The organism is Mesorhizobium sp. P3_A2 (genome assembly GCF_056403115.1).
Genome location: NZ_JBFUGC010000010.1, coordinates 103,463 through 126,556, shown reverse-complemented (window position 1 = coordinate 126,556; position 23,094 = coordinate 103,463). Strand labels below are relative to the sequence as shown.

Below are 23,094 nucleotides of genomic sequence, written 5' to 3'. Positions count from 1 at the left end.
AAAGGGCGGCAGCAATGCCGCCCTTTTTCTTTCTGGTTGGCAGAGTGCCTCAGACGACCTCAGCGAGTTCGATCAGATTGCCGAAGGGGTCGGCGAAGAAGGCCAGCTTGCGGCTGATGTCGTCGAGCTTGAACGGCTCGGTGACGATGGCGACGCCGCGCTTGCGCAGTTCGGCCACGGTCGCTTCGATGTCGGCCACGCTGATGCAGAAATGGTGGTAGCCCGCATAGCGCAGGCTATCGCCAAGATCGGTGTAGGTCGGCGCATCGATCGGCAACGGATCGCCGCCGCCCAGCAGTTCGATCATGAAATGGTCGTCATTGGCCGGCGCGAGATAGGCGAGTTGCTCGTCGGCGAACGGCCATTCGTGAACCACGCGGAAGTCGAGCTTGTCAACATACCAGCTCTTGGCAACCTCATAGTCGGCGACGCGCAGCGCCACGTGATGGCCGCGCATATTGGCGAAAGCCGACACTGTGTTTTTGGCGGGGATCGGGAAGTCAGCCATTTTATCTCTCCTTTGGACCGTGAGCCGCTGAATGGTTTCTTGCGGCGACGTGGAGAAGATGGCGCAAATCAATTAGCTCTATTAGAGTGGCAATTGTCTTGACACTCCTGAGCAAGAATCATCAATGCGCGCAACCGATCTCTCTGAACTTGCCGCCTTCGATGCGGTGGCGCGGCACAGCAGCTTTCGCCGCGCGGCAGAAGAGCGTGGCGTGACCGCGTCGGCGATCAGTCATGCCGTGAGCAATCTCGAGGAACGCGTTGGGCTGCGCCTGCTCAACCGCACGACGCGCAGCGTGTCGCTGACCGATGCGGGGGCGATGTTGCAGGCCCGGCTGGCGCCGGCCTTCGGCGACATTGGCGCGGCACTCGATGCTCTCAACCAGTTCCGCGACACGCCATTTGGCAAAGTGCGCATCAACGTCCCAAACTCGATCGGGCCTTTCGTGTTGGGGCACATTATCGGCCCGCTCATCACGAATAACCCCAACCTCGAAGTCGAAATCGTGGCGACCGACAGGCTGGTCGATATCGTCGAGGAAGGTTTTGACGCCGGCATCCGGCTTGGCGAAAGCCTACGGGACGGTATGATCGCCGTGAAGATCAAACCGCGTATGCGCTTTGCGGTCGTCGGCTCGCCGGGCTATTTCCGCAACCACGAAATCCCAACGACGCCACGCGACCTCGGCGGCCATGTCTGCGTGCAGAACATGTATCCAAACGGCATCCGCTACCCCTGGGAATTCGAACTGGAGGGCGAGGCGATCGCCTTCCATCCGAGCGGCCCGATTGCGCTCGACGACCATGAGTTGATGGTGCACGCCGCACTATCGGGCGTCGCGCTGGCCTATGTCTGGGAGAACCGCGCCCAGCGCGACATTCTCGACGGCAGGCTGGTACGCTGCCTGGACGAATGGTGTCCTCCGGAGGATTGGTTTCATCTCTACTACCCCAGCCGCCGGCACATGTCGGCGGGACTGCGTGCGGTTGTCGACGCGATGAAAGTATAGAGGCCAAGCCTTAGAAGCTGCTCAGACCAGAACCCGGAACCTCGCATCCGAGATTCCGGGCCAGGTGCCGGTTAGTGCCCTGCCCTGTGCAGCTTCACCGAGGTCTCGGGGCAGTTCTGGATGGTCTGGAAGATCACGCAATAGCGGTCGGTGAGCTCGACCAGCTGGTCGAGACTGCTCTGCGGCGCGTCGGTGTCGAAACGCAGGCGTATCTCCTTGAAGCCGACCAGCACGCCTTCGGTGACGTCTACCGGTCGGCCAGCGCCAGCTTGGCGCCGAGCATGACGAAGGCGCCGGCGAAGGTGCGGCGCATCCAGGTCAGCACCATCGGCCGCGACACGACGTGGCTGCGGATCGAGGCGGCGAAGATGCCGTAACCGACGAATACGACGAAGGTCAGCAGCATGAAGACGCTCGAGAGTTCGAGCATTTTCGCGAAGGCGTTCGGTTCGGTGGTGCTGACGAATTGCGGCAGGAAGGCAAAGAAGAAGATCGACAGTTTCGGGTTGAGGATGTTGATCAGAATGCCGGAGGTGATGACCTTGGCGGCCGAGCGGGGTGCTGCGTTTTCGTCGACGCTCAAACCGCCCTTCTCCTTCAGCGTGTTCCAGGCCATGTAGAGGAGATAGGCAACCCCGAGATACTTCAGGGTCTCGAAGGCGACAGCGCTCGTGTGCAGCAGCGCCGCCAGGCCGGTGATGGCGGCGGCCATATGCGGGATGATGCCGAGCGTGCAGCCGAATGCGGCAATGCTCGAGGCACGCACCCCGCGCGAAAGCCCGGCGCTCAGCGTGTAGAGAACGCCGGTGCCGGGCGAAGCCACAACGATCAGCGACGTCAACAGGAATTCGATGCTCATGGATCCTCCAACGCCCTGCCCGGCGTGGAAGCTATCGGGTGACGTAAGGTTGGGCAAGCGGGCGCCCTCCCCCCTTGAGGGGGAGATGGCCGCGAAGCGGCCAGAGGGGGTCGTCTCGCATGGGGCGCCGACGCCCTCTTTGTTGCCAAGGACGTCGGCGCTTCACGCGCAACGACCCCCTCTGTCGCCTTCGGCGACATCTCCCCCTCAAGGGGGGAGATTAATAAGCGGCATTCCGTGCGCGGCCCTTGCCATCAGACAATCGTCGCCGCCGGGCATGCAGGCGCGGCAGACGTCGGGGCGGATCTCGTAAATGCCGCAGGCCGTGTGCTTGCCGACCTCGCCGGTCAGCGCCGTACAGCGCACGCCCTCGCAACGCATGCCGGACAGGTCGGCCGATACGAACTTTTCCGGAATCCGGTCGAGCTGCGCATCGTCTTCCATCGAGAAGCGGGGCCATTCGGCGGAGTAGGAACAGCAGGCGCCGCAGCTCTGACAGTCGAAGATTGCGACCGCGCCCTCATCGCCAGACAAAAAGTCTGATGCGTCAGCCAGGTCGGCGGGCGCGATGGCGGGATGACCGGCAGCTTGCGGCAAGGCGCTATTTCTTCTTGCCTGCCTTGCCCTTCGGCGCGTCCGCCGGCGACTTGAACAGGTCGGTCGCGGCCTCCGTGGCCTCAGCGGCCTTCGGCGCGGCAGCGGGCTTGGTCGGCTTTGCAGCGGCAGCCGTCGCTGCCGGCTGGTCCTTGGCGGAGAATTTTATGGCCATGTCAGTCCTCGTCGGAAAAACGCGATGATGGTGCGCGCGGATTGCGCAAGCGGCCGATCAGCGCCGAGACCGCCGTGATGTTCATTTCCTCGGGCGACCAGTTCCTGGCCTCGGCGATGTGATGCGCCGCCAGCTCGCGATGCGTGCTGCCGCTGTAGGCGGCATCCTGGTAGGTCACCCGCTCCAGGGTCTTTTTGTCCTCGCGGACATATTCGATCAGGTAGTTCGGGGCTTCGGCGCGGCCGCGCACGCCGACGCGCACCTGGGCATCGCCATGCGCGCGCTTGCAGCGCTCGAGTTTTTCCAGCACGCGGCGGACATATTCGACCGGCTTGTCCAGGCCTTCGACCATGGACGCAATGGTCGAATCGGCATCGATCGGTGTAGGCGGTACGCGCTTGGTGGCCATCAACGTTTACCTGCCCGCTTCGGCAGCGCCGCAAGGGCGGCGGCCGCGGCCATCTCGTCGGCTTCTTTTTCCTTGCGCAATTCGCGCAAGCGTGCGGTCTTGGCTTCACGTGCCTCGCTAACGGCATCACGCTCGGACAGGATGCGGTTGAGCGACATCGACTGGGTTTGCGTCTTGCTAAACAGCGAGCCGGCCTGGTCGGCGGTCTTCGATTGAGTGGTCAAAACTTTCTCCTGTCGGGAGCCTGATGCCGATAGAGCGAGACCGGTCTTCGGTCACGACCAAAGCAGTACGGCATCGGGGCAATACGGGCGGTTCAGATTGCTGGAGCGTCCCTTAGCACGTTCCGGCCGGCGTGCAGCGCACTTTTAGCGGCATGACGCGCAAAATGAAAAAGGCCAGGCACCGCCTGACCTTCCATGGAAGCGCCGCGCATCCAATTGGATGCGCAAGGCACTCCTTTCAGCCTTTCACCGGTGCCAGTACATCCGTGGTCACCGGAAGGCCGAATTTCTTGATCAGGCCGCCTTCAACTGGTCGGCGGACATCTTGCCCGACTTGTTATCGCGGGTCATCTCGTAGCCGAGCTTCTGACCCTCGACGATGTCACGCATGCCGGCGCGCTCTACGGCCGAGATGTGGACGAAAACGTCGGCGGAGCCGTCGTCAGGCTGAATAAAACCAAAACCTTTGGTGGCGTTGAACCATTTCACTGTGCCGGTGGCCATGAAGAACCCTTTCCCTGGCAAATATTCGTTCACCATTGTGCGACTGCACAACAGCGTTTGTCTCGATTTTTGATGGGGAAGTTCGTCAAAGGCGCGCATGCGTGCGCGGATAACAAAAGTCGGTCAAACAAATATCGACATATGTCTTGTAGACTTCTTTTGGCACCGAGTCAATTTCTGGTTTTCCCGCGGCCAGAATTCAACCTGGGAGTGCCGTGCCGTGCCGCCTCAACCGGTGAGCCGGCGCAGGGTAAGGCGGGCGTAAAAAAAATTCACCAAGCCTGGAACCATTCCCAAGCCGGCGCATTTCTATGGCGTCAGCAGTACAGAGAGCAATCTCAGAATGCTGGCAACAGGACGCCTCCCGCACATTAAACGGTGCGAGAGGCGTTCTTGTATGGGCCGGTTTATCTCTTTGTTTGACGCAATTCCCAAGGGAAAGCGCAACGCGCCTTTCCCGGGAAAACCGCTCATACTTTTCCTGGAATTGCTCTAGCGGCCTACAGGATCGCGCTGATCAGCGGCAGGATCTCGTAGTGGAAACCGCGGCCCGAACTCGACACCGGATCGCCATCGGTCACTGCCCGCGCCTCGGCTTCGCTCCCGACACGCAGGATCAGCAGACCCCAAGGGCCGGCCGGGTCGGCGACCGGACCGGCCAAAATCATGGTGCCCTCGCGCAGCTTGCCGCGTAGATAGTCGGCATGCCGGCCCATCAGTTCCCTCTCCTCCTCCGTCATGATGAAGGCGAAGTCCGGTCGGGGCGGGATCAGCCGGCAATGGAAGATTTTTGGCGCCCTGGTTTCGTTCGATCCGTCGGTGCTGGCCATCGGTCCCTCCCCAGGTGTCGTCAAGTCGACCTATTCGTCCGGGCCGGGTTCCGGCCACGTCTCCTTCGCCGCTTCCGCATACCATTGCCGCATTGCCGGCGTTGCCAGCACCGCGTCGACATAGGCGCGAGTGTCCGGCGCCAGTTCGCCGCCATAGGTGTCGAAGCGGGTGACGACCGGCGCGTACATGGCGTCGGCCGCGGTGAAATGGCCGAACAGGAACGGACCGCCCTTGCCGTATTGTTCGCGGCACTGGCGCCAGATCGTCTCGATGCGCGCCCGCTGCAGTTCGCCTTCAGCGTCGAGCGGCTTGTGCCCCTTGGGCCGGCGCAAATTCATCGGCCAGCCATAGCGCACCTCGCGAAAGCCCGAATGCATCTCGGTCGCCACCGAGCGGGCCAGGGCGCGGGCGCCGATATCCTGCGGCCAGAGCTTTTTCTCCGGAAACAGATCGGCCAGATATTCAAGGATGGCAAGGGTTTCCCAGACGATCCTGCCATTGTGATTCAGGATCGGTACGAGGCCTGTCGGCGACACTTTCGCCAGATTGGCAAAGGTCTCGGGCGTGCGCAGGCGCACGAAGCCTTCCTCGAAAGGTATCTCCAGATGCTTCATCGCCACCCATGGCCTCAGCGACCAGGATGAAAAGCATTTGTTGGCGATGATGAGCGTGAATTCGGCCAAGACGGTCTCCCCCCAAGATTTTCGTCACACTAGCCGCTCATACGATGGCGGCAAGCATCCAGGCGACCAGATAGGCAACCAATGCGACGATGATTTGCTGTCCAGGGAACCTAAGCCACGCCTGCCCGTTTTGCCCCCTGCAAATGAAATCCCAGGAGATGCAAAGATGGTGAACAAGGATCAGGTTGCTGGCGTGGCCAAGCAGGTCAAGGGCTCTATCAAGGAGGCCGCCGGCAAGGCGACCGGAAACAGGCAGACCCAAGCCGAAGGCACGGCTGACAAGATTGCCGGCAAAGTGCAGAAGGGCTATGGCGACGTGAAGGACAAGATCAAGAAGGCGCTCTGACCCTTTCACGGTTTTTGCAGACAAAAAAGGCGGCTCACGGCCGCCTTTTTCGTGCGCTGTCAGAAGGTCAGTTTCTTGCTGAAAGCGTTGCTGAATTTCACCCCACCATGATCATCGGTCGCCTCGCCCAGCACCACATCCATGGCCTCGCCGGTTACCCTGGCCAGCGCGAAGCCACCCATGTAGGCGGCCTTGGGCTTGAACAGGTCGAGGCCATCGCTGTTGTAGATCATCGGCACTTCATGCTGGTGGCCATGGAAGATGGCGATGACGTTGTAGCCCTTCAGCGCTGCCAGCAACGCCTGCCGGTCGGCCTCGCTCCACCAGTGCGGCGCGCCTGAGCCCTCATCGTCATAGGTGCTCTTGGCCGGATCCCAGCGCTCGACCGAAAAAGTGTCCCAGCCATAGTGCTGGAACAGGATGACGGGACGGCCGTCCGCGGCGTAGGTTGCCAGATCCTGCTTCAGCCATGGCAGGCTGCTCACCGCGCCGTGGCCGGTGTCGCCGGCAAAACGGTGCGTCTGGACGAGATGCAGGCCGCCCCAATCCCAGGAATAGCAGTCGGTGTCGACATCATATTCGGTGGCCGGCACCGGCGGTTTGAAGAACACGCCGGGGCGGTGGTTGACCTCGACATAGTCGCGCAATTCACGCCGGTACCAATCGACGTGCGGCGGCGAGCCATTCTGGTCGAGATCGTGATTGCCGAGCCCGACATAGACCGGCATGTGCACGCGGTCCGGGCCGATGCCCTGTTGATAGCGCTGGCTGAATTGCAAAAGCTGCGTGCCTTCGCTGGGTTCGGTGATCTGGCCGCCGCCATCGTCGGTGATGTCGCCGCCGACGACGAGGCCGAGCGGCGCGCCGATGCGGCTGCCGGCCGAACGCAGGCCGGTCGCAACACCATCGATCTCGGCCGGCCATTGCCGGTTGGCCAAGCCATTGAGGGCCGCGACATTGCGCAAAAGCGCGGCGTCGGTTTTGCCTTCCTGCTGACAATTGGGGCTCAAGCCGCTCGCCATGCGACAGGCGTGGACATCGGCGATGAACAGGAAGGTGGCGTCGATCGGCTGGATACGCTTTCCGGTCTGGCCGAGAGCGGCGCGCGGCAGCATGCCAGCCATGGCAAGGCCGGCTGCCTGCGCGAGGAGATTGCGCCGGGTCGAGATGCGATTCATGGTCTGAGTTTCAGCACAGCGGGCGCCCTGCCGTCCAGTTGTCACGCGTGGCAGGTCGACACGGCACTGTGGCTCTGGCATTTTTTCTGTCCCGGTGCCCAGTGCGCGGGCAGAGGAGGATTTCATGAAAGTTGCTTCGATAGGCATGGTGCTGGCTGGGTTGCTGCCGGCGGGAGTGGTGCATGCCACCGATTGCGTCGACGCAAAATCGGCCAAGATCGGTTTCGTTCTGGAAATGCCCGGCATCCGTAGCGAGTTCCGGCCGGTGGCCGGCGGCATGGTCTCCGTCGCCAACACCTACGGTTCGCAATCGCCGCAGACACAGTTCCTGTTCGGCGGCCTGGTCGAAGTGTTTCGCGACAGCGATACCGGCCGGGTGGCGATGATCCCGTTTTCCGATCTGCGAAAACTGTTTCCGCTGAAGACGGGGGCCAAGAGCACGATAGAATTCGTCGAGCTGTCGCCCAACAAGCAGCCGAAAAGCACCAAGACGCTGAGCCTTGTCGTCAAGGGCAAGGAGACATTCAGCGTCGGCGGTTGCAAATACAACGTACTGGCCGTCAAGGAGACGTTCAAGAACGGCGCCGGCGAGACGCTGGACACATTCACCGCGCTCTATGCGCCCGATCTGCAAGCGTCTCTCGCGCGGCGCTACGATGAAGGCACCAGCGCGGAATCGGTGAACGGCTACGAGACGATCAAGCCACTTTCCAACTAGAACAGCGCTGGTCTGGCCTCAAGGTTTTCCCGGCCGCAGCAGAATCCTGTGACGCCGCTTCGCTGCGCTCCGGAATGGCGGCGTTCGGCTGCCTTCAAGTTCGGCCAGGCAATCGCGCAACACGCTGGCGTCCTGCGCCGTCTTGGCCATCGACATGGCGCCGGAATAGGCGGCGACGGCAAATGCCGCAAAGCGTTCGGGATCGGTGCCTTGCTCCCTCCCCGCCTGCTGATCGGCCCTGATCTTGTCGGCGATCGCCTGACGCCATTCGGCGAAGATTCGTGCAAGGCCGGCACGGAAATCCGGATCGGCGAGCGACAATTCATGCGCCAGATTGTTGAGCGGACAGCCGCGAACGAAGCCCTGCTGCTCCAATTCAGTCGCCACCGCCTCGAAGACTGCGCGCACGCCTTCGCGTGCCGTATCAGCCGCCCTTACCGGGCTGATCCAGGTCTCGTCCAGGGCGGCAGCCACCCGCTCCTCGATCACCGCCAAGGCGAGCGCCTTCTTGGTCGGGAAATGGTGATGCAGCGCGCCGCCGCTGACGCCGGCGCTAGCCATCAGTTCGCCGAGGGCGGAGGCGTGATAGCCGCGCGCCTGGAACGACGCTTCGGCGACATCGAGCACCTTGTTGCGCAGGCCTTCGGGATCGTTGGTGCGCTTTCGCGGCGGCTCTTTTGGGACCTGAGCAATCTCTGCTGACATTCGCGGACGATAGCAGATTGACAAAACAGGACAACCGGTCTGTTTTATAAACCGGATGATCATCCTGTTTTGGAGACAACACCAATGACCATGCCCCTGAATGTGCCTGCAACGGCCGGTCTGCTCGCTTCGCCAGTCGTCGAGTTGCGGCAATACACGCTGAAACCCGGCCGGCGCGAGACGCTGATCGACATCTTCGACAGTCAGTTCATCGAAGGCCAGGAAGACGCCGGGATGACCATCATCGGCCAGTTTCGCGACCTCGACCGGCCCGACATGTTCGTCTGGCTGCGCGGTTTTGGCGACATGGAAGCGCGGAAGGAGGCGCTCACCGCCTTCTATGACGGGCCGGTGTGGGCGGCGCACCGTGACGCCGCCAATGCGACGATGATCGATTCCGACGATGTGCTGCTCTTGAAGCCGGCCTGGCCAGGCGCCGGTTTCGACCTGTCGGGCGCGCAGCGAGGTGCTTTGCCGGATCATGGAAAGCCGAGCACAGACAATCGCTTGGCCGGTATTGTTGTCATCCGGATTCATCATCTGCGGCCTGGCGCCGAGGCCGATTTCGCCAGCAATTTCGAAACGGATGCCGTTCCGATCCTTGCGGCCACCGGCGGGAGAATGCTCGGGGGCTTCATCACCGAACACGCCGAAAACAGCTTTCCCCGCCTGCCGGTGCGCCTGGGCGAAAACGTCTTCATCGCCGTCACAGGTTTCGACAGCGTCGAAGCGCATGGTCGCCATGACGCAGCGCTTGCCGCCTCGCCATGGTGGCAGTCGTTTCAGCAAGCGGCCGATACGACCAGGCCGACTGAAACTTTGCGCCTGTCGCCGACGTCGCAATCGCTGCTGCGGTAACTGGATCGGGACGGGACCTACCGAAGTTCATACTGAGCGATAGGCCCGCGGCTTGACCGCCCTCGCCGATCGGCATTGCTTTCCTGACCTTAGGCAACAGCAGGAGCGCTGGATGCGACTTTCCGGCAAACGGGCATTGGTCACCGGCGGTTCGGATGGCATCGGTCTGGCCATAACGGAAGCCTTTTTGCGCGAAGGCGCCGAAGTACTGATCGTTGGCCGCGACACCGGCAAGCTCGAAGCTGCCTGCCAGAAACTGGCGGCCGCGGGCAGTGTAGAGACCCAGTCGGCCGATCTTTCGACATCTTCCGGCATCGATGCCGTGGTCGAGCGCGCGAAAGCAACCGGCCCGCTCGATATCCTCGTCAACAATGCCGGCGTCGCCTATCTGGTGCCGTTCGAGACCGTCACCGAGGACCAGTTCCAGCAGTCCTTCGCGCTCAATGTGGCGGCGGCGTTCTTCCTCACCCAGCGGCTGCTGCCGCAGTTCGGCGCGGGCGCCTCGGTGATCAACATCTCGTCCTACTTCGCCAACAAGATGATCCCGAAGCGGCCATCGAGCCTGTATTCCCTATCCAAGGGCGCACTGAATTCGCTGACCAAGTCGCTGGCCTTCGAGCTCGGCCCGCGCGGCATCAGGGTCAACGCGATCGCGCCCGGCACGGTCGACACCGCCATGCGGCGCAAGTCGATCGAAAACCTGCCGGCGGCTGCGCAAGCCGACCTCAAGGCCTATGTCGAGCGCAGCTATCCGCTCGGCCGCATCGGCCAGACCAGCGATCTTGCCGGCATCGCCTCTACCTCGCCAGCGACGAGGCGGCGTGGACCAGCGGTGGCATTTTTGCGATCGATGGCGGGTATACGGCGGGGTGAGAACCAGTCGGCCGCTATGAACCGCCAGCGTCCCTGAAACCAAGCACTTCTACAGCTTCGAGTATCTGATTGCGAACCCAGCGATGCGGCGGCTCGTCATCGTGGCGCGCGTGCCAGTACATCCTGATTTCAGGAACAGAAATGGGGAGAGGCGGTTCAAAGATGACGAGCGGCAGGCTCTTCGCCGCCCAAACCGCGAACTGCCTGGGAACCGCGGCAAGATAGTTTCCGCTCGCCACCGCCAGCGCGACAGCCTGAAAGTGCGGCAATGCCAGGCTTACACGACGCGTCCGCCGATCTTGCCAAGCGCCTCGTCGGTGGAGCCCGACATCGAACCGTCGATTGAGCGAAGAACGTGGGGCAGTTCGCAGAAAAGGTCCATCGGCAGGGGCTCGCCATCCGCGATCCCGGTCCGCCTGATCGCGGCGTTGTCCCTCGCCGCAATGATTGCAAATGGCGAATGGAACAGCGGTGTGCTGGAGACCCAATCGGAAACGGTCAACGGACGTTCAAGTGCTGCATCGATTTCATCCTCCTGGAGCAGCCTCGAAACGTCACCGCGCGCGCTGTCCAGAAAGCGGAACGATACGCAGGGCGCCACCTCGGCGATACGTGCCGCCAGAAACGGCATCAGCATCATGGAGAAGAAGTCCGCGCCCATCAGCGTGAAGGTCCGGTCGAGCTCCGCCGGATCGAAGTTTTTCACAGACTGGAAGACACGTTCGATTTCGCGAAGCGCCACGCGCAACGGCTCCGCCAGGCTCTCGGCGCGCGGTGTCGGCACCATTTCATTGCCGTGCCGCACGAACAGCTGGTCGTTGAGGGCATGCCGCAGGCGATTGAGCGCAGCGCTGACGGCAGGCTGGCTGAGGCCGATCTGCTCGCCGGCACGCGTAACGCTTCTTTCCCGCAAAAGCGCGTCGAACACCCGGACGAGATTGAGGTCGAGCGCGTTCAAATTCATCGCATCAATTCACACCATACGATCATTCGATTTCCGTAGCGGGCATGCCCTTGGTTAGGTCGTCGTCAGTGCCACCCAGTCGGCACAGGCGACAAAAGGAGTAGAGAGCCATGACAATGACCCCCGGGGCGATCACAGGCAAGGAACTCTTCTGGTTCAACAACACGCTTATCGCGATCCACATCTCGTCGGCCGCGGGAGAGGACGGCATCTGCGTCGTCGAGCATCGCATGCCGTTTGGCGACTCTCCGCCGCTGCATGTGCATCGCCGGGAAGACGAGGTGTTTCATGTTCTGGAAGGGCGGATGTGCTTTCAGATCGGAGGCCAGGAGCGACTTGCAGGCCCCGGTGATACGGTCATCGCACCGAAAGGCCTGCCGCACACTTACCGGGTGGAGTCGCACGAGGGCGCGCGTACCCTCACCGTCACGCGCGGTGCGGATTTCGAAACGCTTCTGCGCCAGGTGGGTCGCCCGGCCGAACGGCCGGAACTGCCGCCGCAGATGGAACCGACGCCGGAACTCATCGCGGTTCTGGTGCAGCTCTGCGCAAAGAATGGCATCGACATTGTTGGTCCGCCGTTGGGGTGAGCTGCGGATCTCCCCCGTTGAGGGGGAGATGGCCGGCAGGCCAGAGGGGGTCGTCTCGCATGGAGCGCCAGCCTGCTCCGTCGGCCCTGGGAGTAGCGCCAGGAACGTACCGACCCCCTCTGTCGCCTTCGGCGACATCTCCCCCTCAAGGGGGCACTCGCACCTTCAACCGATTCGCATCCTCTCCCTTCGCAATCTTCGCTTGAAGCGATTTGTGCAACGCGATACGCCGTTGCCGAATTCGATCGTCGGAGAGACAAGTGACCGCTGCCAAGACCAGAACCGAAACCGACACGTTCGGCCCCATCGAGGTCGCTGCTGACCGTTATTGGGGCGCGCAGGCGCAGCGCTCGCTCGGCAATTTCAAGATCGGCTGGGAAAAGCAGCCGGCCTCGATCGTGCGCGCGCTCGGCATCGTCAAGCGGGCGGCGGCGGAAGCCAATATGGAGCTGAAGCGGCTCGATCCGGCCATTGGCAAGGCGATCATCGAGGCGGCGCAAGAGGTCATCGACGGCAAGCTCAACGACCATTTCCCGCTGGTGGTCTGGCAGACCGGCTCGGGCACGCAGTCCAACATGAATGCCAACGAGGTGATCTCCAACCGGGCGATCGAATTGTTGGGCGGCGTCATGGGCTCGAAGAAGCCGGTTCACCCCAACGACCACGTCAATATGAGCCAGTCGTCGAACGACACCTATCCGACGGCCATGCACATCGCCTGCGCCGAGCGTATCGTGCATGACCTGTTGCCGGCGCTGAAGCATCTGCATGCCGCACTCGAGGCCAAGACCAAGGCCTTCGCCCATATCATCAAGATCGGCCGCACCCACACGCAGGACGCCACGCCCCTCACTCTCGGCCAGGAGTTTTCGGGCTATGCGGCGCAGGTCGCCTCCTCGATCAAGCGCATCGAGATGACGCTGCCCGGCCTGCAGGAACTGGCGCAAGGCGGCACCGCCGTCGGCACCGGCCTCAACGCGCCGGTCGGCTTCGCCGAAAAGGTGGCAGACCGCATCGCCGCCATCACCGGCATCGCCTTCGTCACCGCGCCGAACAAATTCGAGGCGCTCGCCGCGCATGATTCCATGGTGTTCTCGCACGGCGCCATCAACGCGGCCGCCGCGGCACTCTTCAAGATCGCCAACGACATCCGCTTCCTCGGCTCCGGCCCGCGCTCGGGCCTTGGCGAACTGTCGCTGCCGGAAAACGAGCCGGGTTCCTCGATCATGCCGGGCAAGGTCAACCCGACCCAGTGCGAGGCGATGACGCAAGTCTGCGTGCAGGTGTTCGGCAACAATGCCTCGCTGACCTTCGCCGGCAGCCAGGGCCATTTCGAGCTCAACGTCTACAACCCGCTGATGGCCTACAATTTCCTGCAGTCGGTGCAGCTGCTCGCCGACGCCTCGATCTCCTTCACCGACAATTGCGTCGTCGGCATCGAGGCACGCGAAGACAACATCAAGGCGGCACTCGACCGCTCGTTGATGCTTGTGACCGCACTCGCCCCGACCATCGGCTACGACAATGCCGCCAAGATCGCCAAGACCGCGCACAAGAAAGGCACGACCTTGCGCGAGGAAGCGCTGGCCACCGGGCTGGTCAGCGCCGCCGACTATGACCGGCTGGTGCGGCCCGAGGACATGACGCATCCGGGATAAGCAGTTCCAGCCGCGTCGCGATTCCCTGGGGAATTGCGTCGACTAGCATCAGAGAATTTGACGGCGGGAAAATTTACTGCCGTCAAAGGCTGATGCGACACGAATTTTGCGCCCTTCGTCCGATCACGGAAATGTACGCTCTGTGAACAATGTGTCGCCGGGCTGGCGGCTTTGGTGAACAGTCGGCTTGGTCTATCTGACAGGGCATCAACCCTTCTTGGAGAGCCACCATGTCCATCAACACTTCCACCGCCGGCGCCGGCACCGCGTCCAACAGTTCCACCACCATCCTGCTCGGCCGCATCCTGCTCGCCGCCATCTTCCTGCTTTCCGGCTTCGGCAAGCTCACCGCCATTTCCGGCACCGCCGGCTATTTCGGCGCCATGGGTCTGCCGGTGCCGACCGTAACGGCCATTGTCGTCGGCCTGATCGAGTTGCTCGGCGGCATTGCCATCCTCGTTGGTTTCCAGACCCGCATCGCCGCCTGGGTGCTCGCCATCTTCACCATCGCAACGGCTCTTGTGGCCCATACCGGCTGGGCCGACCAGAATCAGATGATCCATTTCCTGAAGAACGTCGCCATCACAGGCGGTTTCCTTGTGCTGGCTTCCTCTGGTCCGGGTGCCTACTCGATCGACGCCAGGCGCGGCTGAGCTTTTCCCCCTCCCAAGCCTGAAAAAAGCGGCGCGGAATTTTCCGCGCCGCTTTTTCGTTGTCTGTCTAAGCGCGCCCGCGTCCCATCCCGGCTAGGATCGGGCTCAGAACAGCCGGTGGACAGACACGGAGACGACCATGCCCCGCGATGCACTGCTTCTGCTTTCCCGGCTGCTGCTCGCCGCCCTGTTCATCCCATCCGGCTACCATGCACTTGCCGACATTGCCGGCACGACTGGCTATTTCGCCGGTCTCGGCCTGCCGCTGCCGACGTTTGCCGCCTGGGGCACAGGGCTGTTCGAGCTGATCGCCGGGCTGTTGATCCTGGTCGGCTTTCAGACGCCGGTCGTTGCGATACTTCTTGCCGCCTTCTGCGTCATCGCGGGCACTATTGGCCACTACGGCCAGGGCGGCGACGATCCTATGCTCGCCTTCATGCACCAGCAGATGCTGATGAAGGACATTGCCATCGCCGGCGGCTTCCTGGCGCTGGCCGTGGCTGGTGCGGGAGCGTATTCGATCGACGGGCGCCGCGCCGCGGCCTGACTGCGTCAGGCGCGCTGGAGGTTTGCCAAAATGATCTCGCGCCAGACACGGGTCGGCGTCACCCAGGCATCCCAGGCATTGTATTTTCCTGCATAGATCACGGCGGCGATGTCGGCCTCGGGCATAAGCCAAAGCCGCTGGCCACCATTGCCGAAGCCGGCATACCAGGGTTTTGGCGCGTCAAATGCCGGCGCCGGCGCATCGCCGATGAACCACAGCCGGCCATAACCCAGGCCGTCCGGCGTCGAGGTTGCAGGCGCGAACGAAGCCTCTATCCAGCCTTCGGACACGATCCTCTGTCCGTCCCACACGCCCTTGCGAAGAAGCATCTGGCCGATCCTCAGAAGATCCGGCGCGGTCAACCGGAGCCCGGATGCCGCCGAAGCAACGCCGTCATTGCCGGTCGACCAGTGAAAGCGCTCAATGCCGAGCGGCATAAATAAAGCGTCACGCGCAAAGTCCGGCAGCGATTGACCGGTGCCTCTCGCAATGATCGCGCCAATGAGCGCAACACTGCCGCCGGAATAGATCCAGCGGCTTCCGGGCTCGGCAATGATCGGGCGATCGAGGACGAAGCGATAGCGATCGGGGGCGAGTTCCATCGCAATCTCGCTGTTCAGCGGGTCGCTGTAGGGGCGATTTTCGTCCCATTCCATGCCAAGCGTCATCGTCAGCGCATGGCCGATGCTGATCCTGGCGCGAGCCGGATCCACGGCGAGATCGGCATATTCCGGAAACTGCGCCAAAAGTGTTGCTTCGAGTGGCGGTACCAGGCCCCTATCGAGCGCGATGCCATAAATCAGGCTGACGATGCTCTTGGTGACCGAGCGCAGATCGTGCAGTGCGCCGGCGTCGAAGGCGACTTGCCCAAGCGGGCGACCCCATTCCTCGTCGTTGCCTTGCGTATAGTGATCGAGGAAGACGCTCCCGGAGCGGGCGGCGAGAACGACATGCAGGTCGCGCAACAGGCCAGCCTCGATGCCGGCAAGCAATCTGCGCTTGATCGCCGGATCGAAACCGAGCGTTTCGGCTGGGGACTCGCTCGGGGACAATGTTTTTGCGCTTTTCATGGATTTTCCGCTCCGCGTTTGCCCGCCGTCACGAATTCCAGGTTGTCTCACCGAGGCGTCTACGCCCTACTTCACCGACACGCTCGGCCCACCCTCAACCGCCAGCACCAGCCGGCGGTTGGTGACCCGCGCCAGTTGCGCCAGACGGCCGGCCGGGCGCTCGCCGTAGAGGTCCGAGAGCGAAGCCGGTAGCACCAGCGCCAGCGTGCCATTGCCGCGGTTTTCCCATTTCAGTCTTGGCATGACGCCGGGCATGGCCGCGGTCAGCAGATAGACGACGCGCAGCACCGCCGCCAGGATGCGGGCGCGTTCGAGATAGCGCGGCGTCGCCAGGCCGCGGATTTCCGGCGCGGCATCGTTGAACACGCCCTCATGACGGAACAGGCTGACCAACGCCAGGAAGGCACGGCCGGGATGGTCAACGCCGATGAAGGAAGCGTGGGCGATGATGTTGAGCGACTGCTTGCCGCGATATTCCGGGTGTGCGCGCCAGCCTATATCGGCCAGCAGACAGGCGGCATGCCGGTAGCGCGCCTCGTCCTCGGTCTCGTCGATGCCGAAGGCAGCAAAGGTCTTGCCCGTCCATTCGACAAGCTCATGCGCATGGGTGACGGAACGCGAGCGCAGCCGGGCCAGTTCCTCCGAGGCGGAGACCAGCGGATCGGCCTTCTGCTCGGCCTGGTCGAGCAGCGAATAAAGGAACCCCTCGCGCACGCCCAGTGCCGAAACGATGATCTTCGACGGCTGCATCGCCGCCATGATCTCCTGCAGCACGACCGCGCCATAGGGCAGCAGCGAGCGGCGGTTCTTGGAGACGCCTTCGATACCGCGGACCTTCTCAATCTCGGGCCGCGCCACCTGCTTGAGGAAACTCAAAGCACTTTCGGTCGATATCTCATAATGGTGCATGACGCCGAGCGGATAGTTGCTCATTTCCATGTGCAACCGGGCGAGGTTTCGCCAGGTGCCGCCGACGGTATAGAAGGGCCTGCCCTGCCCGCCCTTCAGAAGCCTGGCCCGCGCCAGTTGCTCGCGCGTGATCTTGGCCGCCTGGGCGAGCGAATTCTTCGCCATGTCCTGCAGCCGCAGGCCGCCCAGCGGCAGCGTGATGCCGTCGCCGATCGCCTCGCCATTGATGTCGATGAGCTCCAGGCTGCCGCCGCCAAGGTCGCCGGCAATGCCGTTGGCCGGGTGGAAGCCGGAGATGACGCCGAGCGCCGAATAATGCGCCTCCTGCCGGCCGGTCAGCACGCGGATCTCGGTCTTGAGTACATCCTCGGCGCGGTGGATGAAATCGGGGCCGTTGATTGCCTCGCGGGCAGCGGCGGTCGCCAGCACATACATGTGCTCGGCACCGGCCTGGTTGGACAGCGCGCGGAAGCGGCGGAACTCTTCCATCGAGCGGGTCACGCCCTCGGGATCGAGCTTGCCGGTCGACACAATGCCGCGACCGAGGCCGGCCAGCATCTTTTCGTTGAACAGCAGGGTCGGCGAGCGCGCCAGCCCTTCATAGATGACAAGGCGGATCGAGTTCGAGCCGATGTCGATGATGGACAGCGGTCGGCGATCCTGCAGCCGGCCCTGGGAAGTTGAAATCATCAGCCGGACGCTGCAGCGTTTTTCTTGCGGCGCTTGAACTGCGCGATGCGCTTGGGCGCATGCGACTTCAGCGCATCGCCCCGTCCGGACAGGCTAGGATTGGTCATGAAATATTCCTGCGCGTTGAACGGTTCCTCACCCTCCTCCAGCGCCACGCGCCGGGAGGTTCCGTCAGCCAATACGTCGAAACTTTGCTGGTTGTCCATGATGTTGCCCAGCATGATCTGGCCAAGTATCTGTTCATGCACAGTTGGATTGGTGATCGGCACCATGGTCTCGACGCGGCGGTCGAGATTGCGCGGCATCAGGTCGGCCGAGGAGATGTAGACTATCGCCTCGTCCGAGGGCAGGCCGTGGCCGTTGCCGAAGCAGTAGATGCGGCTGTGTTCGAGGAAGCGGCCGACAATCGACTTGACCCTGATGTTTTCCGACAGGCCCGGCACCTGCGGCCTAAGGCAGCAAATGCCGCGCACGACGAGGTCGATCTCGACGCCGGCGCGGCTGGCGTCATAGAGCGCGTCGATGATGTTCGGATCGACGAGCGCGTTCATCTTCATCCAGATACGCGCCGGCCGGCCGGCCAGCGCATGGGCGATCTCGTCGGCGATGTGCTTCAGGATGCGGCTGCGCAGCGTAAACGGCGAGATGGCGATCCGCATCTCGTCGGTCGGCTCGGCATAGCCGGTGATGAAGTTGAACAGCTGGGCGACATCGCGCGCGATCGTCGGATCGGTGGTGAAGAAGGACAGGTCGGTGTAGATGCGCGCGGTGACCGGATGGTAGTTGCCGGTGCCCAGATGCACATAGTTGCGCAGCTTGCCGTCCTCGCGCCGCACCACCAGCGACATTTTCGCATGGGTCTTCAACTCGAGGAAACCGAACACGACCTGGACGCCGGCGCGCTCGAGATCGCGCGCCCAGCGGATGTTGGCTTCCTCGTCGAAGCGCGCCTTGAGCTCGACAAGTGCGGTCACCGACTTGCCAGCCTCGGCCGCATCGACCAGCGCGCGCACGATCGGGCTGTCGTTCGAGGTGCGATAGAGCGTCTGCTTGATCGCCACCACTTCCGGGTCGGCCATCGCCTGGCGCAGGAACTGCACCACCACGTCGAAGGATTCGTAGGGGTGGTGGACGACGATGTCCTTCTCGCGGATGGCCGCGAAACAATCGCCGCCATGTTCGCGGATTCGCTCGGGAAAGCGCGGATTGTAGGGCCTGAACTTGAGGTCGTCGCGCGGCACGGAGACGATCTCCGAAATCTGGCTGAGCGCCAGCGGGCCGGTCAAAACGCTGATGCGGCTCGAAGAGACGCCAAGCTCGCCGGCAACGAACTCGCGCAATTCGCCGGGCATCAACTTGTCGAATTCGATGCGGATGACCGAACCGCGGCGGCGGCGCTTCAGCGCCGTCTCGAACAGGCGCACGAGGTCCTCCGACTCCTCCTCGACCTCGATATCGCTGTCCCGGATGATGCGGAAGGTGCCGGAGCCCTTGACCTCGTAGCCGGGGAACAGCTTGCCGATATAGAGGCCGACCGCCTCCTCGAGCGGAATGAAGCGAACATGCTGCTTGCGGTCCGGCAGGCGGATGAAGCGCTTCAGCGCCACCGGCAGGCGCAGAAGCGCACTCATCTCCTCGCCATTCTTGCGATGGCGCAATTGCAGCGCCATGGAGAAGCCGAGATTGGGAATGAACGGGAATGGATGCGCCGGGTCGATCGACAGCGGGGTCAGCACCGGGAAGACCTGGTCCTGGAAATGGTCTTCGAGCCAGACCTTCTCATCCTTGGTCAGTGCATCGCGGGTGATGCTCTCAATACCTTCCTTGTTGAGCAGCAACATCAGCGCCGACAGGCTGTTTTGCTGGTCCTCCTGCAGCCGCTCAACCTCGCGCAGCAATTGTTCGAGCTGCTGCTCGGGCGTGCGCCCGTCGGGGCTCTTGAGCGCAATGCCTTCGCGCACCTGGCCGGCAAGACCGGCGACGCGGACCATGAAGAATTCATCGAGATTGGCGGCCGAAATCGACAGGAAACGGACCCGTTCGAGCAGCGGGTGGTGTTCGTTCTGCGATTCCTCGAGAACGCGCCGGTTGAACTGCAGCCAGGAGAATTCGCGGTTGACGAAGCGGTCAGGGTTGCCGCCCTCGGGGCTTGCCACCTCGACATTGATGAATTCGCTCTGCACCGGCTTCAGTTCATTCATGGTTTCCTGCCCGCAACCGTTCCTTTTGAAGCGCCGCACATGCCGGAATGGTCATGGACGCTCTAACATGCCTTTGTGACGCGTGATCCGTCGCGGAATCGCTCGGCTTCCGGGGTCATGCGCTTAACCGGCTCAACTTATCCTCTGCCAGCCTTTTGCGACAGTTTCATTTCATCGATCTTGCAAACAGGCCTGTTATGATCCAGATGCTTTTCGACGAGATCAAGGAGACGACGATGGCAGGCGGTTCCATTCCCCATTTCCAGAACGATGCGGGCCATCCGGCAATCGACATCGGCGTCAGGGAATTCATGTGCACTGGCGCCAACCCGCCCTTCGATCATCCGCATGTCTTCCTCGACATGGGCGACGACAATGAAAAAGTCTGCCCCTATTGCTCGACGCTCTACCGCTATTCGGCGAAGCTGAAGGCGACGGAAACAGTGCCGGCCGGCTGCATTTACATCGACCAGGCCGCCTGATCCTGTCGCGGCAAGCCCGATGCAGGACACACAGGCCCGGCAGGTCATAATCGCCGGGGCCGGCGTCGCCGGGTTGACGGCTGCCCTTGCCTTTGCCGGACGCGGATATGCGGTAAGGCTGTTCGAACAGGCGTCGCGCCTCGAAGCCGCCGGCGCCGGCATCCAGCTTTCGCCCAACGCAACACGCATTCTTCGAAAGCTCGGCGTGCTTGAGCGCCTACTGCCGGCGGCCTTGCGGCCGGAAGCGGTGGTGCTCAAGGATGCCGGGACGCTGCGCGAACTGGCGCGGGTGCCGCTCGGGCAAGCCGCCGAAGCGCGCTGGCAGGCGCCCTATCTCGTCGCCCACCGCGCTGATCTGCAGGCGGCGCTGCTGGCGCAGGTGGCTGAGCGGCCGGGGATTGAGCTTGTCACGGGTGCACGCGTCAGCATCATCGCTGTCAATGCGCCAGATGTTGCCATGACCGCCGAAGCGGATGGCCGCGCGATCGAGGCAAGCGGCCGGCTCCTGGTCGGCGCCGACGGCGTCTGGTCGTCGGTCCGGGCGCAACTCGCAGGCTTCGGCAAAAGCCGTTTTTCGGGTGAACTCGCCTGGCGGGCAACTGTCGCGGTTGAGAGCGACGCCGGCGAAGCCTTTGCCGCCATCGCCGCCGCCGACTGCGTCACCACGTTCCTGCATCCCGGCTTCCACATGGTCGCCTATCCCGTCAGCAACGGCCGCGCCTTCAATCTCGCCGCCTTCACCAAGGGCGAGCGTATTGCCGAAGGCTGGTCAGGCCATGCCGACCCAGCTCTTCTCGACGGCGCCACGCGCGGCACAGCGCCGGGCCTGGCCAAGCTTGTGGCGCTGGCCGGCCCCTGGACGGCCTTTCCGATCCATACGGTCGTCCAGCAGCGGTGGACGAGCCCGCAAGGCATCGCCCTGATTGGCGACGCCGCGCACGCGATGACGCCCTTTGCGGCACAAGGTGCCGCCATGGCGATCGAGGATGCTGTGACGCTGGCTGACGTCATTGCCGATTTCCCTGCCGATCCGGCGGGAAGTCTTCATATCTGGGAGAACCTGCGGCGGCAGCGTGTCGCCAAAGCCGCACGTCGCGGCGCCGTCAACCGCCTGGCCTGGCATGCCGCCGGCCCGGTGGCTGTCGCCCGCAATCTCTTCCTGTCCATACGCTCGCCCGAAAAACTAGCCGCCGATCTCGACTGGCTCTACGGCTGGGAGCCGCGGAAAATCATCAGGCGCTAGACGTTACCGGGATGCCGTTTTCGCCTAGTTGTACAGCCGCATCGACAGGCCGAGCGAGGCCGGCAGCGGGTTCCACCAGCCGGTGCGCAGACCGGCGGTGCGCAGGCCCGCCGCCGTCCAGGTGTTGCAGCCGGCCAGCGCGTTGAAATGGCCGTTCGCCTCGAAAAAGCGGTCGAAGCGGGAATAGGCGGCATTCTCGATGACGAGCGGACCGTTCGGCCCTTGCTGGAAGCTCGCTTCGATATAATCGAGCAATGCTGCAAAACGCTGCTCATCGATGTCGAAGCCGGTGACGGCGGGATGCGGCTCGGCGACGGCGCCGGCGATATCGACATGCATGACAGAGGCGTCCAGCGTCAGCGCCTTGAGCACAGGCGCTGCTTTCAGCTCGGACCAGGTCGGCGTCTCCAGATAGAACGCGCGGCCACCCCAGCCGAAGACGATGTAGCGCACTTCAGGCGCGTCCGCGGGGATGCCGGCATCGACGAGGAAATGGAAGCGCTGGCGTACGGCATCGTCGACCGGAATGGCGATGTCGGTGTGGATCGGGTTCCTCAGCACCAGAATGTGGCGCGTGCCCTCACCCGCGGCCGACGCCGGCCAGAGCGGGCGCGGCACCAGCGTGCCGAGCGCGGCGGCAAGCGCGACCGTGACAACCAGCATGGCCAGGAAACGCAGGGCTTTTCTCATGCGGCAGCGGCCTTGCGGTCTCCCGGCGTCATCGTCCGGCCCCAAATAGCAGAAGAGCCCGGCTGCATTACGGCCGGGCTCTTCTGGTTTGCATGAAAATGCTCAGTGCAGGATCTGCGACAGGAACAGCTTCGTGCGCTCGTGGCGCGGATGGTCGAAGAACTCGGCCGGCGTGTTCTGTTCGACGATCTGGCCCTGATCCATGAAGATCACCCGGTTGGCGACCTTGCGGGCAAAGCCCATCTCGTGGGTGACGCACAGCATCGTCATGCCTTCTTCGGCAAGGCCCACCATCGTCTCCAGCACTTCCTTGATCATTTCGGGATCGAGCGCCGAAGTCGGCTCATCGAACAGCATGATGCGCGGGTTCATGCACAGCGAACGTGCGATCGCCACGCGCTGCTGCTGGCCGCCGGACAACTGGCCCGGATATTTGTTGGCCTGTTCCGGGATTTTCACGCGCTTGAGGAAGTGCATGGCGATTTCTTCGGCCTGCTTCTTCGGCGTCTTGCGCACCCAGATCGGCGCCAGCGTGCAGTTCTCCAGGATGGTCAGATGCGGGAACAGGTTGAAGTGCTGGAACACCATGCCGACCTCGCGGCGCACCTCGTCGATCTTCTTGAGATCATTGGTGAGCTCCTTGCCGTCGACGATGATCTTGCCCTTCTGGTGTTCCTCCAGCCGGTTGATGCAGCGGATCATGGTCGATTTGCCGGAGCCCGAAGGACCGCAGATGACGATGCGCTCGCCGCGCATCACCTTCAGATTGATGTCCTTCAGCACATGGAACTCGCCATACCATTTGTGCATGCCGATGATATCGATGGCGACATCGGTGGTCGAGATGTGCATCTTCTTGGCATCGACCTTGATCTCTTCGGCGCTGACGGCGTTTTCTATGACCATGGCAGGTTCCCCTTTTT

General features: G+C 62.9%; 28 protein-coding genes and 1 pseudogene. 11 read left to right on the top strand and 18 right to left on the bottom strand.

Translation table 11 applies throughout. From position 1 onward, the window contains the following. Positions 1 to 49: 49 nt before the first annotated feature. Complete coding sequence (locus AC1DXM_RS22820) at positions 50 to 508, bottom strand: VOC family protein (protein WP_352590297.1); 459 nt, start codon at positions 506 to 508, stop codon at positions 50 to 52. Between the two features lie 124 nt (positions 509 to 632). Between AC1DXM_RS22820 and AC1DXM_RS22815 the strand changes: the two genes are divergently transcribed. Beyond that, positions 633 to 1,517, top strand: a complete 885-nt coding sequence (locus tag AC1DXM_RS22815; RefSeq protein WP_477236393.1) for a LysR family transcriptional regulator — start codon at positions 633 to 635, stop codon at positions 1,515 to 1,517. A 71-nt stretch (positions 1,518 to 1,588) separates the two neighbouring features. Here the strand turns inward: AC1DXM_RS22815 and AC1DXM_RS22810 are convergent. The 9 genes and pseudogenes from AC1DXM_RS22810 to AC1DXM_RS22770 all read right to left on the bottom strand — a co-directional run. Beyond that, a pseudogene (locus AC1DXM_RS22810) lies at positions 1,589 to 1,744 on the bottom strand (OsmC family protein); the annotation flags it as partial. A 20-nt stretch (positions 1,745 to 1,764) separates the two neighbouring features. Next, a complete protein-coding gene (locus AC1DXM_RS22805; RefSeq protein ID WP_477236391.1) occupies positions 1,765 to 2,376 on the bottom strand; it encodes a LysE family translocator in 612 nt (203 codons plus the stop codon). Positions 2,377 to 2,583: 207 nt separating this feature from the next. Then, complete coding sequence (locus AC1DXM_RS22800; protein ID WP_477236389.1) at positions 2,584 to 2,973, bottom strand: YkgJ family cysteine cluster protein; 390 nt, start codon at positions 2,971 to 2,973, stop codon at positions 2,584 to 2,586. Between the two features lie 4 nt (positions 2,974 to 2,977). Beyond that, complete coding sequence (locus tag AC1DXM_RS22795; RefSeq protein ID WP_477236387.1) at positions 2,978 to 3,145, bottom strand: hypothetical protein; 168 nt, start codon at positions 3,143 to 3,145, stop codon at positions 2,978 to 2,980. A gap of 1 nt (position 3,146) precedes the next feature. Next, positions 3,147 to 3,554: a hypothetical protein gene (locus AC1DXM_RS22790; RefSeq protein WP_192252739.1), complete on the bottom strand. Its 408-nt coding sequence runs from the start codon at positions 3,552 to 3,554 to the stop codon at positions 3,147 to 3,149. Next, positions 3,554 to 3,778, bottom strand: coding sequence for a hypothetical protein (locus tag AC1DXM_RS22785; protein WP_112562407.1), 225 nt, complete (start codon positions 3,776 to 3,778; stop codon positions 3,554 to 3,556). The genes AC1DXM_RS22790 and AC1DXM_RS22785 overlap by 1 nt, the downstream gene beginning before the upstream one ends. 294 nt (positions 3,779 to 4,072) lie before the next feature. Further along, positions 4,073 to 4,282, bottom strand: coding sequence for a cold-shock protein (locus AC1DXM_RS22780; RefSeq protein WP_023671502.1), 210 nt, complete (start codon positions 4,280 to 4,282; stop codon positions 4,073 to 4,075). A 500-nt stretch (positions 4,283 to 4,782) separates the two neighbouring features. Continuing rightward, on the bottom strand, positions 4,783 to 5,112 hold the full coding sequence (locus AC1DXM_RS22775; protein WP_477236384.1) for a YciI family protein: 330 nt from the start codon (positions 5,110 to 5,112) through the stop codon (positions 4,783 to 4,785). 30 nt (positions 5,113 to 5,142) lie between these two features. Beyond that, complete coding sequence (locus AC1DXM_RS22770) at positions 5,143 to 5,796, bottom strand: glutathione S-transferase family protein (protein WP_477236382.1); 654 nt, start codon at positions 5,794 to 5,796, stop codon at positions 5,143 to 5,145. Positions 5,797 to 5,962: 166 nt separating this feature from the next. On the opposite strand from AC1DXM_RS22770, the gene AC1DXM_RS22765 reads away from it, so the two are divergent. Further along, positions 5,963 to 6,142 (top strand): CsbD family protein, encoded by a 180-nt coding sequence (locus AC1DXM_RS22765; protein WP_192252721.1) that lies wholly within the window; start codon positions 5,963 to 5,965, stop codon positions 6,140 to 6,142. Positions 6,143 to 6,201: 59 nt separating this feature from the next. Here the strand turns inward: AC1DXM_RS22765 and AC1DXM_RS22760 are convergent, their stop codons facing one another. Then, positions 6,202 to 7,320: a metallophosphoesterase gene (locus AC1DXM_RS22760; RefSeq protein ID WP_477236380.1), complete on the bottom strand. Its 1,119-nt coding sequence runs from the start codon at positions 7,318 to 7,320 to the stop codon at positions 6,202 to 6,204. 124 nt (positions 7,321 to 7,444) lie between these two features. Between AC1DXM_RS22760 and AC1DXM_RS22755 the strand changes: the two genes are divergently transcribed. Next, on the top strand, positions 7,445 to 8,038 hold the full coding sequence (locus AC1DXM_RS22755) for a hypothetical protein (RefSeq protein ID WP_477236378.1): 594 nt from the start codon (positions 7,445 to 7,447) through the stop codon (positions 8,036 to 8,038). 18 nt (positions 8,039 to 8,056) lie between these two features. Here AC1DXM_RS22755 and AC1DXM_RS22750 read toward each other — a convergent pair whose 3' ends face one another. Continuing rightward, positions 8,057 to 8,743 (bottom strand): TetR/AcrR family transcriptional regulator, encoded by a 687-nt coding sequence (locus AC1DXM_RS22750; RefSeq protein WP_477236376.1) that lies wholly within the window; start codon positions 8,741 to 8,743, stop codon positions 8,057 to 8,059. 84 nt (positions 8,744 to 8,827) lie between these two features. On the opposite strand from AC1DXM_RS22750, the gene AC1DXM_RS22745 reads away from it, so the two are divergent. Together AC1DXM_RS22745 and AC1DXM_RS22740 are read left to right on the top strand one after the other, a co-directional pair. Next, the gene (locus AC1DXM_RS22745; protein WP_477236374.1) at positions 8,828 to 9,601 is read left to right on the top strand and encodes an NIPSNAP family protein; all 774 of its coding nucleotides are present in this window, start codon (positions 8,828 to 8,830) and stop codon (positions 9,599 to 9,601) included. Positions 9,602 to 9,713: 112 nt separating this feature from the next. Next, complete coding sequence (locus AC1DXM_RS22740; RefSeq protein ID WP_477236372.1) at positions 9,714 to 10,511, top strand: SDR family NAD(P)-dependent oxidoreductase; 798 nt, start codon at positions 9,714 to 9,716, stop codon at positions 10,509 to 10,511. A gap of 240 nt (positions 10,512 to 10,751) precedes the next feature. Here AC1DXM_RS22740 and AC1DXM_RS22735 read toward each other — a convergent pair whose 3' ends face one another. Continuing rightward, positions 10,752 to 11,438 carry a LysR family transcriptional regulator gene (locus tag AC1DXM_RS22735; RefSeq protein ID WP_477236370.1) on the bottom strand — a complete coding sequence of 229 codons (687 nt, stop codon included), beginning with the start codon at positions 11,436 to 11,438 and terminating at the stop codon, positions 10,752 to 10,754. Positions 11,439 to 11,548: 110 nt separating this feature from the next. On the opposite strand from AC1DXM_RS22735, the gene AC1DXM_RS22730 reads away from it, so the two are divergent. The 4 genes from AC1DXM_RS22730 (at position 11,549) to AC1DXM_RS22715 (ending at position 14,886) form a co-directional block, all read left to right on the top strand. Further along, positions 11,549 to 12,028, top strand: a complete 480-nt coding sequence (locus tag AC1DXM_RS22730; RefSeq protein ID WP_477236368.1) for a cupin domain-containing protein — start codon at positions 11,549 to 11,551, stop codon at positions 12,026 to 12,028. Positions 12,029 to 12,288: 260 nt separating this feature from the next. Next, the gene (fumC, locus tag AC1DXM_RS22725) at positions 12,289 to 13,686 is read left to right on the top strand and encodes a class II fumarate hydratase (protein ID WP_477236366.1); all 1,398 of its coding nucleotides are present in this window, start codon (positions 12,289 to 12,291) and stop codon (positions 13,684 to 13,686) included. Between the two features lie 230 nt (positions 13,687 to 13,916). Continuing rightward, a complete protein-coding gene (locus AC1DXM_RS22720; RefSeq protein WP_352590257.1) occupies positions 13,917 to 14,339 on the top strand; it encodes a DoxX family protein in 423 nt (140 codons plus the stop codon). Positions 14,340 to 14,478: 139 nt separating this feature from the next. Beyond that, complete coding sequence (locus AC1DXM_RS22715) at positions 14,479 to 14,886, top strand: DoxX family protein (RefSeq protein ID WP_477236364.1); 408 nt, start codon at positions 14,479 to 14,481, stop codon at positions 14,884 to 14,886. Between the two features lie 5 nt (positions 14,887 to 14,891). Here AC1DXM_RS22715 and AC1DXM_RS22710 read toward each other — a convergent pair whose 3' ends face one another. The 3 genes from AC1DXM_RS22710 to AC1DXM_RS22700 all read right to left on the bottom strand — a co-directional run bounded on the left by AC1DXM_RS22710 (position 14,892) and on the right by AC1DXM_RS22700 (position 19,756). Continuing rightward, positions 14,892 to 15,956, bottom strand: a complete 1,065-nt coding sequence (locus AC1DXM_RS22710; RefSeq protein WP_477236362.1) for a serine hydrolase domain-containing protein — start codon at positions 15,954 to 15,956, stop codon at positions 14,892 to 14,894. 66 nt (positions 15,957 to 16,022) lie between these two features. After that, a complete protein-coding gene (gene ppx, locus AC1DXM_RS22705; RefSeq protein WP_477236360.1) occupies positions 16,023 to 17,555 on the bottom strand; it encodes an exopolyphosphatase in 1,533 nt (510 codons plus the stop codon). Then, complete coding sequence (locus AC1DXM_RS22700; protein WP_477236358.1) at positions 17,555 to 19,756, bottom strand: RNA degradosome polyphosphate kinase; 2,202 nt, start codon at positions 19,754 to 19,756, stop codon at positions 17,555 to 17,557. Before AC1DXM_RS22700 ends, ppx begins: the two co-directional genes overlap by 1 nt. Positions 19,757 to 19,992: 236 nt before the next feature. Here AC1DXM_RS22700 and AC1DXM_RS22695 point away from each other — a divergent pair, with 236 nt between their 5' ends. Both AC1DXM_RS22695 and AC1DXM_RS22690 read left to right on the top strand, forming a co-directional pair. Continuing rightward, the gene (locus AC1DXM_RS22695; RefSeq protein ID WP_112562390.1) at positions 19,993 to 20,238 is read left to right on the top strand and encodes a zinc-finger domain-containing protein; all 246 of its coding nucleotides are present in this window, start codon (positions 19,993 to 19,995) and stop codon (positions 20,236 to 20,238) included. A gap of 19 nt (positions 20,239 to 20,257) precedes the next feature. After that, entirely contained in the window at positions 20,258 to 21,481 is a 1,224-nt protein-coding gene (locus AC1DXM_RS22690; protein ID WP_477236356.1) for an FAD-dependent monooxygenase, read from the top strand. Positions 21,482 to 21,505: 24 nt separating this feature from the next. On the opposite strand, the gene AC1DXM_RS22685 is transcribed toward AC1DXM_RS22690, so the two are convergent. Both AC1DXM_RS22685 and AC1DXM_RS22680 read right to left on the bottom strand, forming a co-directional pair. Then, positions 21,506 to 22,171 (bottom strand): TIGR02117 family protein, encoded by a 666-nt coding sequence (locus AC1DXM_RS22685; protein WP_477236354.1) that lies wholly within the window; start codon positions 22,169 to 22,171, stop codon positions 21,506 to 21,508. Positions 22,172 to 22,273: 102 nt separating this feature from the next. Further along, positions 22,274 to 23,077, bottom strand: coding sequence for an amino acid ABC transporter ATP-binding protein (locus AC1DXM_RS22680; RefSeq protein WP_023671483.1), 804 nt, complete (start codon positions 23,075 to 23,077; stop codon positions 22,274 to 22,276). Between the last annotated feature and the right edge of the window lie 17 nt (positions 23,078 to 23,094).

Excerpts from the sequence above, each read along its gene's own strand:
- AC1DXM_RS22820 (WP_352590297.1), bottom strand. The coding sequence starts at position 508 with ATGGCTGACTTCCCGATCCCCGCCAAAAACACAGTGTCGGCTTTCGCC.
- AC1DXM_RS22815 (WP_477236393.1), top strand. The coding sequence starts at position 633 with ATGCGCGCAACCGATCTCTCTGAACTTGCCGCCTTCGATGCGGTGGCG.
- AC1DXM_RS22805 (WP_477236391.1), bottom strand. The coding sequence starts at position 2,376 with ATGAGCATCGAATTCCTGTTGACGTCGCTGATCGTTGTGGCTTCGCCC.
- AC1DXM_RS22795 (WP_477236387.1), bottom strand. The coding sequence starts at position 3,145 with ATGGCCATAAAATTCTCCGCCAAGGACCAGCCGGCAGCGACGGCTGCC.
- AC1DXM_RS22790 (WP_192252739.1), bottom strand. The coding sequence starts at position 3,554 with ATGGCCACCAAGCGCGTACCGCCTACACCGATCGATGCCGATTCGACC.
- AC1DXM_RS22780 (WP_023671502.1), bottom strand. The coding sequence starts at position 4,282 with ATGGCCACCGGCACAGTGAAATGGTTCAACGCCACCAAAGGTTTTGGT.
- AC1DXM_RS22775 (WP_477236384.1), bottom strand. The coding sequence starts at position 5,112 with ATGGCCAGCACCGACGGATCGAACGAAACCAGGGCGCCAAAAATCTTC.
- AC1DXM_RS22765 (WP_192252721.1), top strand. The coding sequence starts at position 5,963 with ATGGTGAACAAGGATCAGGTTGCTGGCGTGGCCAAGCAGGTCAAGGGC.
- AC1DXM_RS22760 (WP_477236380.1), bottom strand. The coding sequence starts at position 7,320 with ATGAATCGCATCTCGACCCGGCGCAATCTCCTCGCGCAGGCAGCCGGC.
- AC1DXM_RS22755 (WP_477236378.1), top strand. The coding sequence starts at position 7,445 with ATGAAAGTTGCTTCGATAGGCATGGTGCTGGCTGGGTTGCTGCCGGCG.
- AC1DXM_RS22750 (WP_477236376.1), bottom strand. The coding sequence starts at position 8,743 with ATGTCAGCAGAGATTGCTCAGGTCCCAAAAGAGCCGCCGCGAAAGCGC.
- AC1DXM_RS22745 (WP_477236374.1), top strand. The coding sequence starts at position 8,828 with ATGACCATGCCCCTGAATGTGCCTGCAACGGCCGGTCTGCTCGCTTCG.
- AC1DXM_RS22740 (WP_477236372.1), top strand. The coding sequence starts at position 9,714 with ATGCGACTTTCCGGCAAACGGGCATTGGTCACCGGCGGTTCGGATGGC.
- AC1DXM_RS22735 (WP_477236370.1), bottom strand. The coding sequence starts at position 11,438 with ATGAATTTGAACGCGCTCGACCTCAATCTCGTCCGGGTGTTCGACGCG.
- AC1DXM_RS22730 (WP_477236368.1), top strand. The coding sequence starts at position 11,549 with ATGACAATGACCCCCGGGGCGATCACAGGCAAGGAACTCTTCTGGTTC.
- AC1DXM_RS22720 (WP_352590257.1), top strand. The coding sequence starts at position 13,917 with ATGTCCATCAACACTTCCACCGCCGGCGCCGGCACCGCGTCCAACAGT.
- AC1DXM_RS22715 (WP_477236364.1), top strand. The coding sequence starts at position 14,479 with ATGCCCCGCGATGCACTGCTTCTGCTTTCCCGGCTGCTGCTCGCCGCC.
- AC1DXM_RS22710 (WP_477236362.1), bottom strand. The coding sequence starts at position 15,956 with ATGAAAAGCGCAAAAACATTGTCCCCGAGCGAGTCCCCAGCCGAAACG.
- ppx (WP_477236360.1), bottom strand. The coding sequence starts at position 17,555 with ATGATTTCAACTTCCCAGGGCCGGCTGCAGGATCGCCGACCGCTGTCC.
- AC1DXM_RS22700 (WP_477236358.1), bottom strand. The coding sequence starts at position 19,756 with ATGAATGAACTGAAGCCGGTGCAGAGCGAATTCATCAATGTCGAGGTG.
- AC1DXM_RS22695 (WP_112562390.1), top strand. The coding sequence starts at position 19,993 with ATGGCAGGCGGTTCCATTCCCCATTTCCAGAACGATGCGGGCCATCCG.
- AC1DXM_RS22690 (WP_477236356.1), top strand. The coding sequence starts at position 20,258 with ATGCAGGACACACAGGCCCGGCAGGTCATAATCGCCGGGGCCGGCGTC.
- AC1DXM_RS22685 (WP_477236354.1), bottom strand. The coding sequence starts at position 22,171 with ATGAGAAAAGCCCTGCGTTTCCTGGCCATGCTGGTTGTCACGGTCGCG.
- AC1DXM_RS22680 (WP_023671483.1), bottom strand. The coding sequence starts at position 23,077 with ATGGTCATAGAAAACGCCGTCAGCGCCGAAGAGATCAAGGTCGATGCC.